Genomic DNA, 14,907 nt, shown 5'->3' on the forward strand with positions numbered 1-14,907 from the left:
CCCGATTATTTCGAGATCTGCAGCTGTTTTTCGCCCCAGCCCATTTTCTGGCCGACTTCGGCAGAGTACTTCCAGTCTTCCAGTTTCACATCATTCAGTTTTACCCTGCTGCGACTGGCGGCCATCGCCAGTGCCTGAGGCAGATCCATAAAACGCAGCACGTTCAGCAATGCGGGACCATGCTGATGTGAAGCGGGCATGCCGGTCAGGTCCAGTTCGCTGATCCCTTTTTCGAACAGCGAAGCATACAGACAAAGTGCAGCCGCCTGCCCCGTTCCCACCAGTCGTAGATCTGCCTTTGCGAATTCCGGTTGTGCCTGCAATTCCTGAATGGCACGGCGGACATCCCAGATTTGCATTCCCTCCAGAGATTGACCGAGCAGATAAAAACGCCGACGAATTTGTATCTGCTTGCGTTCTTCGGAATTCCATACATCCAGGCCGATACCGCGGGGTGTGAAATAAGCAACCGCTGACTGATTGTCTAACACATTTTTACGCAGTTTCTGGAATAGTTTTTCGCCTCGGGGAGAAAGTGGTGTCGCGGAGTCCCTCCCCGAAAAAACGGGCGTCAGTTCCTTGAGGTAGGTATCCCATTCTGTTTGATTCAAGACGGCCAATTCAACCTGTCGGGGCATTTTTGTGTTTTCAGGTATCACAACAAACAATTTCAAGGGAACATGTTTCTGGCTGTCAAACGAAATCGTTTTCAGCGTGAGGCCGTCCTTTATTGAGGTTTCCACTTTCGTTTGTGTAGACGAATCCTTTTTCTTAGGCCAGGCACGAAACGATTTCTTCAACAACTGGCCTTTCCATTGTTCCCTCATCTGGTGCCATTGGGCGGAATCTTCAGGGACTTTGGCTTTCCCCTGTTTGACGAAGGTTTCCTGGATTTTGGCGTTTTTCTGATCTTCGGGAAGCGTTTTGAAGACTTTGAGTTCTTCTGGCGTATGGAATTTTGTTGCCGCCATCTCGATCAGGGAATCATCGCCTTTGAGGAAATGATTGAACCAGCGGAAGGAATGAATCCGCAGTTCCTGCGTATCTTTGTGAGGCCCTTCGGTGATCTGCAGACCCAGATTTTCAGGAACGCCATACAGTTCATATATCTTCATTGTCGAATTATAAACGTCGACCACGCCATCCAGCGGGAAGATGCTGTCTTTATCGGTATTGGAAATCAGTAAGGGCCGCGGTGCCACGAGCGCGGCGACCTGGGCATAATCCCATTGGTAGGTATTGACCATAAACATACAGTCGCAGTGCCCTTCCACGGCTCCATCGATCACGTGGTTCTTGAGATTCGTAATGCCGGCAACCGGAACGGCGGCTTTGATGCGTTCATCGAGGGCAGCAATCCACCAGCTGTAAGCGCCGCCACCAGAGCGGCCGGTGACGCCCAGTTTTTCGCCATCCACTTCGGGACGCGACTGCAGATAGTCCAACGCGCGAATGCAGTTCCAGGCTTCCACGCCGGCTGGAGTGTAACCGCGGGAAAGCCACCACCACATTCCTTCGCGGTAGGTTCCGTGATGTATTCCTTCGATTTCACCGAGTTGTAGTGTGTCAATCGTCAGACAGATATAACCGTTGCGTGCGAACCATTCGCCATGATGCTGGTAATGCACCTTGTTGCCATAGATGACACCGTTTTTCTTGACGCCGCCGTGACCGCAGACATACAGAATCGCGGGGATTCTTCCTTCCTGCTTGATCGGGCGATACAGGTTCCCCGTGACATACAGGCCGGGACGCGACTGAAATGTGATGTTTTCGACGATAAACCCATCGCTGGTGATGCTGTTCGTGATGACCGGTTTTAAATCGGTTTTGGGAGGCAGCGGTGACAGGCCGAGCATTTCAAAGAGTTGCTTACGATATTGAACGCGTTTCGTTTCCCAGGTTTTGAGATCTTTGATGTTCTTCAGACTGCGGTTGGCCAGTCGCGAAGCGTGGTCGCGGAAATAGTCGGTCAGACGCTGATCTGCGGCTGTGGTGCCGATGAGCTTGCGGCGTTCCTGAACTGGATTCGCTGCATGAGAGCCGCCCGTTTGGATCAAGAGGCCGATGAATGTGAGTGCGAGAAAATTTCGGTGGCGTCGTTTCTGAGTCATCGTAATTCCTGTTGTATTCGGCCCTGTTGGATTTGGCGGTGGGATACTGAGGAGAGTGTTTCATTAACAATGCTAATTATTGTACCAGTCGCGCGATGGCCTGTCAGCCATTTCGTTGTGAATCTGCTGATTCGCCAAAGATTTCCCAAATGCGATGGATCCGATAGAGAGCAGGAAACGCTTTGCTTAGGAAGGATCTGTTGAAGTGGGAGCAGCCGTGGATTGATATCCCTGTGGGTGAGCACGGAACCAGTCCCAGGCGGTTTGAATGATCGCTTCCAGGGACGTGTAACGGGGAGTCCAGCCCAGTTCGTTACTGATTTTTTCGTTCGAAGCCGACAGTACTGGTGGATCACCGGGGCGACGGGCTTGATACTCGATCGGGATTTCGACGCCGGTCACCTGCTCTGCTGTATTGATCACATCAAGTACCGAATAACCGTGTCCGAGACCGATGTTAAAAAACCGTTTTGACTCGGGTGTGAGTGCATCCAATGCCAGCAGATGCGCGGCGCAGACATCATCGACGTGGATATAGTCACGAATGCAGGTGCCGTCGGCGGTGGGATAATCATTACCCAGAACGGTCACCTGCGTCTGTTTTCCGAGTGCGGTATTCAGACAATTGGGAATCAGATGCGTTTCGGGCCGATGATCTTCACCCAGCGTGCCATCTTCTCTGCAACCGGCAACGTTAAAGTAACGCAGGCCGATGAAACCGAAGTTGGGATAGCTGTGTGCACAGTCTTTGAGGATCTGTTCAATGAACAGCTTTGACCAGCCATAGGGATTGATGGGGCTCTGCGGACTGTCTTCAGTGACCGGAATCTGATCGGGAATTCCATACGTGGCGCAGGACGAACTAAAGACGATCTGACTGACGCGCGACTGCCGCATCGCCCGTAAGAGCGAAATCGTGCCGGCGGCATTATTGGTGTAATACGGCAGTGGTTCGGCCACTGATTCCCCAACATACGCCAGAGCCGCGAAGTGGATCACTTTTTCGATCCGCTGTGACTTCATAATGTCGGTCAACTCTTCGGTATCGAGCAGATCAAGTTGAAAAAAGGACGCTTGTGGCGGGACGGCAGTGCGATGGCCACGGGAAAGATTGTCGATCACACAGACCTTGTGCCCGGCGTCGATCAACTGTCGCACACAATGGGAGCCGATATAACCTGCCCCGCCCGTCACCAGAATGGTCATGAAAGTATTCCCCGAAAAATATAGATAAATAGACTTTGATTGATGTTTTACTCTGAAATGCAAACAGAGTACCATGACTGCAGGCGTTTCTTGCCTGAATGATACGTTTTTTTTGATACCTTAGCTGTTCTTTGATCATCGGTAAATCAGATGTCGCAAAATAATCCCGATTCAGACTCGCAAATACCGGAAACAATCCCTTTGCAGAAGATTCCTGAAAAACCGATCACCCCTCCCCTGGAAACGGTTCAGAAACAAGAGCAGCAGAAGAAACCGAATCCCAACCAGCGTCTGGTGTCACTGGACGCCTATCGCGGGTTCGTGATGCTGGCGATGGCCTCCGGCGGTCTGGCGATTGCCAGTGCGGTCCGCAATTCACCGGAAATTCTAGATCAGTATAACGGCACCCAGTGGGAATTCTCGTGGAAGTACCTCTGGCAGACACTCTCGTATCAGCTGAGTCATGTCGAATGGACGGGGACCGCGTTCTGGGACCTGATCCAGCCTTCCTTCATGTTCATGGTCGGTGTGTCGATGCCCTTCTCTGTCCGAAAACGGAACCAAAAGGGAGATTCAACACTCCGCATCTGGTCGCATGCGATCTTTCGCGCGGTGCTGTTGGTGGCGTTGGGTGTCTTTTTGTCGTCACAGTACAGCCCGCAGACGAATTTCACATTTGCGAATGTGTTATGTCAGATCGGCCTGGGATATCTCGTGGTCTTCTTTTATGTGAACCGGTCATTTGCGACGCAACTCATCGGCGTGGTGACGATTCTGGGCGGCTACTGGTTCTTTTTCTATCAGTACATGCCCGTTGAAGACGAATTGACGGCCGTCAAATCCTATCTTACGGAAGTCAAACACAAAGACGAAGCGGAATGGTCGCAGTTTGAAGGGGTTGGCAGTGCCTGGAATAAACATACCAACGCCGCAGCGGCCGTCGATCGACAGTTTTTGAATCAGTTCCCCCGCTATGATGATCCCAACGACGATCCCGATCAGGGCGATACCTTCTGGGTGAATAACGGTGGCTATCAGACGTTGAACTTCATTCCGTCGATCGCGACCATGCTGTTTGGATTGATGGCGGGGCAACTCTTAATTTCGAATCGCATCGAAAAAATGAAAGTCAAATGGCTGCTGCAGGCGGGGCTCGTCTGTTTTGTGATTTCGATGCTGCTCGATACGTCGATCTGGCCGGTGACTATGGAACAGTGGGAATGGCATCTGGTGCCGATAGTGAAACGGATCTGGTCCCCCGGCTGGGCCATCTTCAGTGCGGGCTGGGCGTTCTGGTTTCTGGCGGTCTTTTACTGGATCATTGACGTCAAAGGTTATAAAAAATGGGCGTTTCCGTTTGTGGTGGTCGGCATGAATTCGATCGCCATGTACTGTATGGCCCAGTTGATTCGCCCCTGGGTTCAGAAATCGCTCAAGATTCATCTGACAACGCTCGATGAAGCGACGGGCTGGTCGGTCGCTGGCTCGCTGTTCAGCGCGGATTGCCCTTACGCTCCGATCGCGATTTCCGCGACCGTCTTGTTTGTGCTGTGGCTGATTTGTCTGTGGATGTATCTGCAGCGGATCTTTGTCAAGATTTGACTGGTTTTGAGGCGAATTGTCGTGCTGATGCTTGAACGGGCCGCGGAATCCTTATAGAACACGGTCACAAATTTGTTACGCACCGTTATCTTATACAGAAACAAACCACCATGAGCGAAACCGAATCTCCCCGCGATCTGTTGGAAACTTTTGAGAACCCGTATCCGAATCGTGATTACGTTATGGAAACGGTCTGCCCGGAGTTCACCTCAGTCTGTCCTAAAACGGGTCAACCTGATTTTGGCACGCTGATCATCACCTACATCCCGGATCAGGTCTGTTTCGAACTCAAGTCACTCAAGCTCTATCTGCAGAGCTATCGTAACGTGGGTGCGTTTTATGAAGACGTGACCAATCGAATTTTGGATGACCTGATCGCCGTCACCGATCCCCGCTGGCTGGAACTGCGAGCCGAGTTTACACCTCGCGGCGGCATCAGCAGTACGATTACCGTGACGCATTCAAAAGATGTAGATTAGTGGAGCGTCATTTTTAAATTTGGGGTTGATAGATATCACGAGAGTGCGACAACGGAGCACGTAAACAACACCCCCAACCCTCAGTTTCTAGCTTGACAAAGCATTAGCTCAGCGTTTCAACTGTGACAGCACGGGGTGATTGCTGCGGAGATGCAGTTCGAGTTCTTTGCGAGCCGTTTTCCAGTCTTCGTTGATCAGCGCGGCAAGGATACGCTGGTGTTGCTGGATCTCCTGAATCGCGGCTTCCCGGTCGTTCGATTCCCAGAGGAACAGCAGATCGAAATAACGGCCGTGCCGGTCAAAGAAACTGATGATGTAATAGTTGTCCGACTGTTTAATCAAATATTCATGCAGACTGTTGTCGATTTGCAGTAGTTCGTCATCGGTTTTCGGCACCTGATTGCCGGCCAGGATTTTTTCGAGGACCTGTTTGTCGAGGCTCCCTTTCGCCAGCTCAAGCGACTTCAGTTCAAGCACCACGCGGACTTCGATAAAGGCATCGAGATCGTGCTGGTTAAAGGACCGCAGTTTCCAGCCCCGCCGCGGCACGTGTTCCAGCACACCATCTCCGGCCAGTCGATTAAACATGTTTCGCAGACTGGTGCGGCTGATGCCATACTTTTTCGCGGAAGCGGCTTCGCGCAAAAACAGCGATTCGCCGTTCAGGCTCATCGTCAGCAGGTCGTCCGTAATACGCTTGAAATGATCTTCCGGGGGCGCAGGCTGAGGTGTTAGAGCGGCAGTTTGTGCGTCGCCGATCTTCTCCTCGTTGACATGCAGCCGCCGGTTCTTTTCGCGATACAGATAACCGGCTTCAATCAGTTGATTGATCGCATGATAAATAGGGGTGACGCTCACCTGGTAATGATCGGAGAGCGCAGCCAGCGTCAGAGATTCGGGCGGCAACTCGGCGCGCGACAGCCGGGCGATCAGATCGGCTTTGATGTAATTCGTGAGTGTCAAAATCTGCATCGGTGTCCCTCGGTGTGATTTTCGTCTGGCAAATCATAAATGATATTGGCGACAATGTAAACTGAGGGCTGGCATCTTACTGACTGCACCAGAAAAGCATGGCCAGCGAATCAAAGCAAGCCTTGTGTTCAACTGGATAGTATGAGAAGATGGAGTCAGGTGAAGATGAGTGGGGGTTTGAAGAGAAAGTAAAACGATGACGGTTACAGAGACTCAGTCTGAAGGAATACAACCCAAAATCGGGTGGGCAGCAATTGGCTTTGTTGGCTCATATGTTTTTCTGGCCTATGCGTTTATGTTCCTGGGCCTGTTACAGCTTGAAACAGATCTGACCTGGCCTGAAGAGCGAATGAAATCATTCATGCTTTGGCTAACGTTTGCGCTGGCCTGCGGTTTTGGACTTTTCACTGCGTTCTTTGGGAGTATCAGGATCTCACGCTTCTGGCTCTGGTTTTTTATTGTATTCAGTCTGATTTCCCTGCTTCAGGTCGTACCAGAAAATGGTCGATTACAAGTCGACTTGAATCGGATATGGCCGCGATGGACGATCGTTTCCCTTTATGTCCAATCTCAATTTCATGTTATAAAACTGATCATTTTAGCGATTCATGTTTCTCTGTCGCTGGGAATCGCCTGGTGTATTCACTCTGGTTGGCGGCGACTGTTTCAGCCGCGTACCACTCGTACGAGTACGTAATTAAAAGTGTGAGGCAACACATTACTTGAACTTCCCGGCGAGGAAGTCATGGGGAGAAACTTTTCATGCGAACTGTTGTGAAACTGGTGCTAATTGTGATTGTCATCGCTCTGGTACGATTTAACCAACAATCCAAAAAAGACAGGAAAATAGAACCCTTTGAAGTCACGGAGAATAACGGAGCCGTCCACAGTTTGTATCGGGAGCTGGATCTGAAAGAGGTGACAAAAACGCTGCCTTCAGGGGCGGTCGACGCAATCGACGTTGATGCCCGTTTTCCAAAACACGTGATCGCGATTGTGACCGTTCCTTTCGCAGAGGGTGAACCTCTTCAGTTTCAGACCACGTTTACAAGCAGCGATGGGAAAACGATCGTGAAGAACTGGCAGCCCGCGGAAGGAAATCGAGGGCCGAACGCTACGGGCTTATTCTTGGTTTCTGACAAAATTATTTCCGGGACGACGAAGGTGGATGTACCGTCGGCTGATTCGCGAGAGTAAGTGGGAAGTTCTGTTTGTGACGAAATTAAAAGGATTCACAAAGATCGAATTGCTGATTGTATTGTGCATCCTCACGGTGTTGTTCATAGTTTATGTTGACATGACACGTAATTTCAAGGGGCCAATTGGAAGGACAATTCCCAAGACGTCACCACGTGAGGAAAACCGAATTTTCCATCCCTCGGGGCTCTCTTTCGTTGCCCCGCCAAATTGGGATTCGAATCTGAACATGGAGTACCATCAGGAAGTTTCCAGATTGAGTGTTGTCCCGCGTGAAGGGATATCGAGACGTTATCAAAGAGCCAACTTCCGCTGTAAGCTGATAGATCCGCCGCAGACAGAACAAATATCCGATTCTGTCCGTGTCGAATTTCAGGGATTTCCTGCCTATGAAAGGATGTATGTATTGAGGACAGATACGTTCGACGCCCCTGCCTTTTCAGTGTATGACCTGTTTATCAATCGAGATGGTGAATGGTGGCGAGTTTCATATGAGATTGCAGATGAGATGACAGAATTGCCGTTGATCATGCGCGAGTACATCAAAACGATTCGTTTCCCGCCGAAAGCGGATCAGGAATCAGATTCATGAATCACATTTGGAGTTGGAGAGACGGCTGGATTCTGATGTCAATTTATGCTGCGAACCAAAAAACGGATGGTGCACTCAGTGATATTATTGGAGCAGCGGATGCTATTAATCATGCCATTCCAACAGAGCTGGAACTTTCAAAGACGTTGACAAAGCTGGCACAGCATGGTGTGATTACTTGCAAGGAGAATCAAATCCGGATTGCTGCTTGCTTTCTTGAAAGTATTGAGCGTGTCTACCAGTCGAAAGGGGGACTATTTCAGTCTGCTGAGAAAGGCTTGAAATGGCTCAAAAGAAACGAATTCGTCAAAATTAATGTGGAACAATACGTAATTACTTCCGACCAAGCGACATCAGCGTATCAAGAGTATTTAGAGAAGCTTCGTCGCTAGAATATCACCTTGGATTCGTTTGCAGTGAAATGAAATCCTGAATCAGAAAGAAACCCCATGAGTATGCAGGTCACGACGACGTTTACGATCGAAGGATACAAGATCAAAGAGTATAAAGGCGTGGTTAGAGGCATCATTGTCCGGTCGCCGACGATTGCGCAGGGATTTATGGGTGGGTTGAAGAATATCGTGGGAGGCCAGATTGGTGCCTACGCCGAAATGTGCGAACAGGCCCGGCAGCAGGCCTATGATCGTTTACTCGCACATGCCCGGGAGCTGGGGGCGAATGCGATTGTCGGTTTGCGCTACGATGCCTCGGAAGTGGTCAGTAAGGGATCGGCGACCGAGGTCCTGTGTTATGGCACCGCAGTCGTGATAGAGCCTGAGTGAGATGCAAAAACACCGGGATGCCAGCCACCGGCTGACGATTCAGTTTTTTGAAATCGAAGCCGACATGTATCAAAAGATCACACAAATCGTTGTGGACCAGTTTCAACTGGAACCCGTGGGAGAACAGGTGAGCAGCCCGGATGTACTGTTTCAGGAGTTCCAACACCAGAGAAAAATGGTCGGCCTGGAATGGGATTTCTGGTCGGGCTATATGGTGGTTGCGAAAACGAAGTCCGCGGAAAAACTGGTACGAAAAATCGCGTCATTTATTGAACTACATCGATTTTGAAAAAGGTCACCGGGTGGTACCAAATGCAATTCGGTGTTGTCGTGAGACAACAGGAAAATGACAGTAAAAATGTGCAAAGGCTTGAAAAGGTCATGAAGCTGGAATCATATTGTGTTTTTGGATGGCATTACGAATGAGGAATGTGCTTATCCAGGTCGCCGAATTTCTAGAGCCTCTGATTTTGGCCTTGGGATATACCGCATTATTTGTGTTAGCTGCCTTTGCTGCTGTGATCATTGGTCTGTTGCTCAAGATGTCATGGAATCAACGACGGGCAGAGAAAGCCCTGATACGACGTGGAGGCAGACGTCCCCTCGACGAAATTGTGTCTGAACTGCAAGGGAGAGAATATTCACTGGTAAGCCTTTGGAATGAATCCATCACCTGCATGAAAGTCCCGGAAATCTGGATCTTTCCTCTGGATGTGGGAGAACAGTGGGAACAGGAACATCGAGATTTCAGAGGCACAACCAGTGCGATGCAATCACTGAAACGCACCATTGCGTTGTTTCGCGATACCTGTATGGATCAACAGGAATGGATTCTGGAAACCGACGAGGAGATTATGAGATCAATGTGCCCAGGAGACGGCTGCTTTTCGAAATCACTGGACATAATCGAAGAACAGATCGGCTATCCTGCTGTACGAAAGCTGGATTACGGCGGGGTGAATGTGGATTTGCGTGAGTGGTCCGATGAAGAAAATCAAAGCGGGTAGCACCGAATGCAATTCGGTGTTGTCGGAAGACAGCAGGAAACTGACAGGGTATGCCATCAATGGGTATGAATCGATCGGGCGAAATAGTGTAGGGGCGGACCCATGTGTCCGCCCGCCTCGCGATTTTGTGAATGATTACTCGTTCCGGTGGGGCAAAGAAATCATTCGACCATCTGCAAAAATAACACATCGATACCACGGGTAGACACATGGGTCTACCCCTATATTTGCTGAGATGGGATCGGCACATCGTTCATGCGAGGATTTTGTCAATCACGGTGCCGTGGACGTCGGTCAGGCGGTAGTCGCGGCCTTGATGTTTATAGGTCAGCCGTTCGTGATTGAGGCCCATGCAGTGCAGTAGTGTGGCATTCAGATCGTGAACGTGGACCGGGTTGTCGGTGATGTTGTAACAGAAGTCGTCGGTTGCACCATAGGAGATGCCGGCCTTGATACCGCCGCCGGCCAGCCACATGGTAAAGCTACGGCCGTGATGGTCACGGCCGTAATCGGTGCTGGTGAGGGTGCCCTGGCTGTAGATCGTGCGGCCGAATTCGCCGCCCCAGACGATCAGCGTGTCGTCTAATAAACCGCGTTGTTTAAGATCGGTTAAGAGTGCCGCGGTTGGCTGATCGATGTCACCACACTGCAGGCGGAGGTCGCTGGGCAGGTTGTAATGCTGATCCCAGCCACGATGGTACAGTTGAATAAACCGCACGCCCCGCTCCGCCATTCTGCGAGCCAGCAGGCAATTGGCGGCGTAGGTGCCCGGTTTGCGGGAGGCTTCGCCGTACAGTTTGAAAGTCTGATCGGTTTCTTCGGAGAGGTCGGTCAGATCGGGGACCGAGGTCTGCATACGATACGCCATTTCGTATTGCTTGATACGGGTACGAATTTCTGGATCGCGGTACGTTTCGAACTGCCGCTGGTTGAGTTGCGCTAAACCATCCAGCATGCGGCGGCGGCTGGTGGCGTCGATGCCGGGGGGATTCGAGAGATAGAGTACCGGGTCGCCACTCTTGCGGAAATTGACGCCCTGATGATTCGAAGGGAGAAAACCGGTGCCCCATAAGCGGGCATAGAGGGGATCAGCGGGACGCGACGCGCTGCCATCGGAAATCAGCACCACAAAGGAGGGCAGGTTCTGATTTTCACTGCCTAAGCCGTAACTCGACCAGGCGCCGAAACTGGGACGCCCCGGTTGCTGGTGGCCGGTCTGCATTAGCGTGACGGCGGGATCGTGATTAATGGCTTCGGTGTGCATTGATTTGATCACGCAGACATCGTCGATGACGCGTGCAAAGTGCGGGAGTGCATCGCTGACCCAGGTGCCACTCTCGCCGTGCTGCTGGAACCGGAATTGATTGGGGGCGGCGATGGGGAACGACTTCTGGTTCGAGGTCATGCCGGTCAGTCGCTGATCGCCGCGGACCGAATCGGGGAGCGGCGTCGTGTTTAACGCTTTAAGACGCGGTTTATAGTCGAAGAGTTCCATCTGCGAAGGGCCGCCGTGCATGAAAAGGTAGATCACACGTTTGGCTTTGCCCGGAAAATGCGACGGCTGAGTGGAATCCGTGTTCGACTTTGATTCATTGGCGAATAACTGGGGGTTGAGCAGCGAACCCAAAGCAGCAGCACCGATGCCGGTCGCGTTCTGGCGGAAGAACTGCCGGCGGGTAAATTCCTGTTGGAGTGCTGTTAAATCGAGTTGCATGACGGTTCCTGTGGGGCGTCGATTATTGTTTGGTGACGGTTTCATCCATGTTGAAAATCGTGTTGGTGACAATCGTCCAGGCGGCCAGTTCGGCTGGTGAAATGGTTTTGTCAACACGAGTTTCGCCGACCTGCAGAAGTTTTCTGGCTACTGCTGGGCTGTTTTGATACACGTTTAATTGTTGAGTCAATATTTGATGTAAGACACTCTGTTCGAATTTGTTGGGCATGCGACTGGTGGCGGAACGGAACGCGAACTGGATACGTTTCAATTCGGTAGAATGTTTTTTCAAAGTCTGTTCTGCAAGGATACGTGCCGCTTCGAGGTAGGTCGGATCGTTCATCAATACGAGTGCCTGCAGCGGCGTGTTCGTCCGGGGACGATTCACGGTGCAGGTTTCGCGGGTCGGCGCATCGAAGGCCATCAGGCCGGGGGGCGGGCTCTGGCGCTTCCAGTAGGTGTAGAGACTGCGGCGGTAGAGTCCGTCGCCGGTGTCCTGTTGATACGTGACATCGCCGTCATAGGAGACGGCTTCCCAGAGACCGGCGGGCTGATACGGTTTGACGCTCGGTCCCCCCTGCTTTGCGATAAGCAAGCCGCTGATCTGGAGGGCGTTGTCGCGGACGGTTTCAGCGTCGAGGCGAAACCGCGGACCGCGGGCTAATAGTCGATTTTCCGGATCGCGTTCGTATAATTCGTCGGTGACACGTGAAGATTGCTGGTAAGTCGCGGAGAGGACAATTTGTTTGATGAGGTGTTTTATATCCCAGCCGCTCTCCTGAAATTCGACGGCCAGCCAGTCGAGCAGTTCGGGGTGGCTGGGCCACTCTCCTTGAGAGCCGAAGTCGCCGACGGTTTTGACCAGACCAACGCCGAAGATCTGCTGCCAGAGTCGATTCACATAGACGCGGGCTGTGAGGGGATGTTCGGGACTGGTCAGCCAGCGGGCGAGGCCGAGCCGATTGGTAGGCAGTTCGTTGGTGAAGCTGGGTAAGGCGGCGGGAACACTGGCGGTGACTTTTTCGCCCTGTTTGTTATAAACGCCGCGCAGCAGGATGAAAGTGTCGCGTGATGTTTCGTTTTCCTGCATGATCATTGAGGTAGGGATGTTTTTCTGGTGCGCCGCCAGTTTGCTGCGCATGCTTTGCAGGTCGCGTTCTGCCGTTTGAAATCGCTTGGGGGCGGCGGTGTTGAGGAAGTAGTTGCGGAGTGCCTGCTGTTGCTGATTGGTTCGTTTTTCAGTGGGAACGGAAAGTGTGGTGCTCAGGAACTGATAGTCGGCGAGCTGGCGGGCTTCTTCAGGAGAGAGTGTTCGCTGAAAAATACGTATGTCGTCGATCGAACCTTTATAAAAGGCACTGGTGCTGCGGCGGCCGATACGGAATGGTTCCTGTGTCGTGATGCTGTCGGTCAAACTGTCAAAGGGAGCGGATGTGGCCTGCGGCGTGCCGTTAAAATAGATGCGAACACCGGCGGCGGTGGATGAACCGTCGTAGGTGACGAGCAGATGTTGCCAGCGACCGGTTTTGAGTTTGTTGTCGGTGACGACTTGAATCGCGTTGATGTTCCATTTGTGAATCAGGTGAACGGCGAGTTTGCCTTTGCGGAGCATGATGTCGAAGCCACGGAGTTGGCTGCGGTCGTCATTTTTCGAAAGCAGACAGGCTGGGCCGCCGGATGCGGGATTGATCCAGGCTGCGATGGTAAACGGCGTGTTGCGATCCAATGCCAGGGGCGTGCTGCTTTCCAGGAGAGTGGTACCGTCGAATTTCACGCCCTGCCCGATAAAGCCAGAGACGGATTCGGGGTCGCCGACCAGTTTAAGCGTGTTGTTTTGTGTGAAATCGTCGAGTGGGTAATGCAGAATTAATTGATCGTTGGAAGGGGGCTTGAGGCCTTTCAGGACCCGGATTTCCCATTCAGCCTGCTGTTTTGTCAGATCTTGTTCGCGTTGTTTGTGTTGCTGTTCAAGCGTCGCCACTTGATCTTTGAGTTGTTGTTCTTGAGCCAGATACATGTCTGAGGGGATTTTCAGAATTGGTTTCGCGTTGCCCGCAGTTCCGGTGTTGCCGGTTTCGGGGCTGTTATTAAAGAAGGCGAAGAGCTGATAGAACTCTTTCTGGGAAATCGGATCGTACTTGTGATCGTGACAGCGGGCACAGCCCATGGTGAGACCCATCCAGACGGTGGACGTGGCATCAAGGCGGTCGACCACGTATTCGACGCGGTATTCTTCGTCGATGATCCCCGTTTCCTGCGTGGTCATATGATTGCGATTGAAGCCGGTGGCGATGAGCTGGTCTTGTGTGGGATTGGGGAGCAGATCGCCGGCCAGCTGTTCGATGGTGAATTGATCGAAGGGTTTGTTGTCGTTGAAGGCGTTGATGACCCAGTCCCGCCAGCGCCACATCTGCCATTCGTCATCGGTGAAATAGCCGCTGGTGTCGGCGTAGCGGGCGGCGTCGAGCCAGTAACGGGCCCGATGTTCGCCGTAATGCGGTGACGCGAGCAGACGGTCGATCAGTTTTTCATAGGCGTGGGGAGAATCGTCGTTGAGGAATGCATCCAGTTCAGCCAGAGTCGGTGGCAGGCCGGTCAGGTCGAAGGAGAGACGCCGACAGAGGGTGGCTTTCTCGGCGCGGGGCGATGGTTTTAAACCTTCGCGTTCCAGACGGGCGAGCACGAAACGGTCAATGGGAGACTGTGTCCAACTTTGATCTTTGACTGCAGGAAGTTCCGGTCTGCCTGGCGGGATAAAGGACCAGTGCTGCTGGTATTCAGCCCCCTGCTCGATCCAGCGCTGGATGAGTTTGATTTCCTGTGGGAAGATTTCCTTCCCCGAATCGGCGGGAGGCATTTTGAGATCGGTGTCGCTGGTCAACAGTCGTTTGAGCAGTTCACTGTTGACGGGTTGCTTGAGATTGATAATCGAATAATCGTCACGAGGCCGGCGGACATCGGTTGGATCATCGAGCCGCAGATCAGCTTCGCGGGTCGCGGGATCAGGACCGTGACAATGCAGGCACTTTTCGGAGAGAATCGGGCGGATGTCGCGATTGAATTCGATGCGATCCTGCTCTGGTTTTTCCTCAGTGGTGGCTTTCAAAATCGGGGAGTAAAGCATGCTGGTCAGGCTGAGGACCAGTAGTAATGGCGTGACCGATTTCCGTAACAGTTGAGGCATGGACCCACTCTTGACGGGGAAGGAATACGAACGAGGGTGCTAATATATAAAGTATATT

At 51.9% G+C, this 14,907-nt stretch carries 14 protein-coding genes; 9 read left to right on the plus strand and 5 right to left on the minus strand.

What is annotated here, in order from left to right; translation table 11 throughout:
• Positions 1-5: 5 nt before the first annotated feature.
• Both AAC022_RS03190 and galE read right to left on the minus strand, forming a co-directional pair.
• The gene (locus AAC022_RS03190) at positions 6-2,114 is read right to left on the minus strand and encodes an acetylxylan esterase (protein WP_339727895.1); all 2,109 of its coding nucleotides are present in this window, start codon (positions 2,112-2,114) and stop codon (positions 6-8) included.
• Positions 2,115-2,300: 186 nt separating this feature from the next.
• Positions 2,301-3,320 carry a UDP-glucose 4-epimerase GalE gene (gene galE, locus AAC022_RS03195; RefSeq protein WP_339727897.1) on the minus strand — a complete coding sequence of 340 codons (1,020 nt, stop codon included), beginning with the start codon at positions 3,318-3,320 and terminating at the stop codon, positions 2,301-2,303.
• A 150-nt stretch (positions 3,321-3,470) separates the two neighbouring features.
• Here galE and AAC022_RS03200 point away from each other — a divergent pair, with 150 nt between their 5' ends.
• On the plus strand, positions 3,471-4,922 hold the full coding sequence (locus tag AAC022_RS03200) for a DUF5009 domain-containing protein (protein WP_339727898.1): 1,452 nt from the start codon (positions 3,471-3,473) through the stop codon (positions 4,920-4,922).
• Between the two features lie 110 nt (positions 4,923-5,032).
• The gene (gene queF / locus AAC022_RS03205; RefSeq protein WP_339727900.1) at positions 5,033-5,401 is read left to right on the plus strand and encodes a preQ(1) synthase; all 369 of its coding nucleotides are present in this window, start codon (positions 5,033-5,035) and stop codon (positions 5,399-5,401) included.
• Positions 5,402-5,509: 108 nt separating this feature from the next.
• Here queF and AAC022_RS03210 read toward each other — a convergent pair whose 3' ends face one another.
• Complete coding sequence (locus tag AAC022_RS03210; RefSeq protein ID WP_339727902.1) at positions 5,510-6,373, minus strand: GntR family transcriptional regulator; 864 nt, start codon at positions 6,371-6,373, stop codon at positions 5,510-5,512.
• A gap of 196 nt (positions 6,374-6,569) precedes the next feature.
• Between AAC022_RS03210 and AAC022_RS03215 the strand changes: the two genes are divergently transcribed.
• The 7 genes from AAC022_RS03215 to AAC022_RS03245 all read left to right on the plus strand — a co-directional run bounded on the left by AAC022_RS03215 (position 6,570) and on the right by AAC022_RS03245 (position 9,951).
• Positions 6,570-7,070: a hypothetical protein gene (locus tag AAC022_RS03215; protein ID WP_339727903.1), complete on the plus strand. Its 501-nt coding sequence runs from the start codon at positions 6,570-6,572 to the stop codon at positions 7,068-7,070.
• 65 nt (positions 7,071-7,135) lie between these two features.
• Positions 7,136-7,570, plus strand: coding sequence for a hypothetical protein (locus tag AAC022_RS03220; protein WP_339727904.1), 435 nt, complete (start codon positions 7,136-7,138; stop codon positions 7,568-7,570).
• Positions 7,542-8,162 (plus strand): hypothetical protein, encoded by a 621-nt coding sequence (locus AAC022_RS03225; RefSeq protein WP_339727906.1) that lies wholly within the window; start codon positions 7,542-7,544, stop codon positions 8,160-8,162. Before AAC022_RS03220 ends, AAC022_RS03225 begins: the two co-directional genes overlap by 29 nt.
• Complete coding sequence (locus AAC022_RS03230; protein ID WP_339727907.1) at positions 8,159-8,554, plus strand: hypothetical protein; 396 nt, start codon at positions 8,159-8,161, stop codon at positions 8,552-8,554. The genes AAC022_RS03225 and AAC022_RS03230 overlap by 4 nt, the downstream gene beginning before the upstream one ends.
• A gap of 57 nt (positions 8,555-8,611) precedes the next feature.
• Positions 8,612-8,944: a YbjQ family protein gene (locus AAC022_RS03235; protein ID WP_339727909.1), complete on the plus strand. Its 333-nt coding sequence runs from the start codon at positions 8,612-8,614 to the stop codon at positions 8,942-8,944.
• A 1-nt stretch (position 8,945) separates the two neighbouring features.
• Positions 8,946-9,233 carry a hypothetical protein gene (locus AAC022_RS03240; protein ID WP_339727911.1) on the plus strand — a complete coding sequence of 96 codons (288 nt, stop codon included), beginning with the start codon at positions 8,946-8,948 and terminating at the stop codon, positions 9,231-9,233.
• 133 nt (positions 9,234-9,366) lie between these two features.
• Positions 9,367-9,951 (plus strand): hypothetical protein, encoded by a 585-nt coding sequence (locus AAC022_RS03245; protein WP_339727913.1) that lies wholly within the window; start codon positions 9,367-9,369, stop codon positions 9,949-9,951.
• 253 nt (positions 9,952-10,204) lie between these two features.
• Here AAC022_RS03245 and AAC022_RS03250 read toward each other — a convergent pair whose 3' ends face one another.
• Both AAC022_RS03250 and AAC022_RS03255 read right to left on the minus strand, forming a co-directional pair.
• Positions 10,205-11,665, minus strand: coding sequence for a DUF1501 domain-containing protein (locus AAC022_RS03250; RefSeq protein WP_339727916.1), 1,461 nt, complete (start codon positions 11,663-11,665; stop codon positions 10,205-10,207).
• 22 nt (positions 11,666-11,687) lie between these two features.
• On the minus strand, positions 11,688-14,849 hold the full coding sequence (locus AAC022_RS03255; RefSeq protein ID WP_339727918.1) for a DUF1553 domain-containing protein: 3,162 nt from the start codon (positions 14,847-14,849) through the stop codon (positions 11,688-11,690).
• Between the last annotated feature and the right edge of the window lie 58 nt (positions 14,850-14,907).

Source organism: uncultured Gimesia sp., from assembly GCF_963976445.1.
Taxonomy (GTDB): Bacteria; Planctomycetota; Planctomycetia; order Planctomycetales; family Planctomycetaceae; genus Gimesia.

What these genes read in the sequence shown, in the direction of transcription:
- AAC022_RS03230 (WP_339727907.1), top strand. Translation starts at nt 8,159, where the DNA reads ATGAATCACATTTGGAGTTGGAGAGACGGCTGGATTCTGATGTCAATT.
- AAC022_RS03250 (WP_339727916.1), bottom strand. Translation starts at nt 11,665, where the DNA reads ATGCAACTCGATTTAACAGCACTCCAACAGGAATTTACCCGCCGGCAG.
- AAC022_RS03225 (WP_339727906.1), top strand. Translation starts at nt 7,542, where the DNA reads ATGTACCGTCGGCTGATTCGCGAGAGTAAGTGGGAAGTTCTGTTTGTG.
- AAC022_RS03215 (WP_339727903.1), top strand. Translation starts at nt 6,570, where the DNA reads ATGACGGTTACAGAGACTCAGTCTGAAGGAATACAACCCAAAATCGGG.
- queF (WP_339727900.1), top strand. Translation starts at nt 5,033, where the DNA reads ATGAGCGAAACCGAATCTCCCCGCGATCTGTTGGAAACTTTTGAGAAC.
- AAC022_RS03220 (WP_339727904.1), top strand. Translation starts at nt 7,136, where the DNA reads ATGCGAACTGTTGTGAAACTGGTGCTAATTGTGATTGTCATCGCTCTG.
- AAC022_RS03255 (WP_339727918.1), bottom strand. Translation starts at nt 14,849, where the DNA reads ATGCCTCAACTGTTACGGAAATCGGTCACGCCATTACTACTGGTCCTC.
- AAC022_RS03190 (WP_339727895.1), bottom strand. Translation starts at nt 2,114, where the DNA reads ATGACTCAGAAACGACGCCACCGAAATTTTCTCGCACTCACATTCATC.
- AAC022_RS03210 (WP_339727902.1), bottom strand. Translation starts at nt 6,373, where the DNA reads ATGCAGATTTTGACACTCACGAATTACATCAAAGCCGATCTGATCGCC.
- AAC022_RS03235 (WP_339727909.1), top strand. Translation starts at nt 8,612, where the DNA reads ATGAGTATGCAGGTCACGACGACGTTTACGATCGAAGGATACAAGATC.
- galE (WP_339727897.1), bottom strand. Translation starts at nt 3,320, where the DNA reads ATGACCATTCTGGTGACGGGCGGGGCAGGTTATATCGGCTCCCATTGT.
- AAC022_RS03245 (WP_339727913.1), top strand. Translation starts at nt 9,367, where the DNA reads ATGAGGAATGTGCTTATCCAGGTCGCCGAATTTCTAGAGCCTCTGATT.
- AAC022_RS03200 (WP_339727898.1), top strand. Translation starts at nt 3,471, where the DNA reads ATGTCGCAAAATAATCCCGATTCAGACTCGCAAATACCGGAAACAATC.
- AAC022_RS03240 (WP_339727911.1), top strand. Translation starts at nt 8,946, where the DNA reads ATGCAAAAACACCGGGATGCCAGCCACCGGCTGACGATTCAGTTTTTT.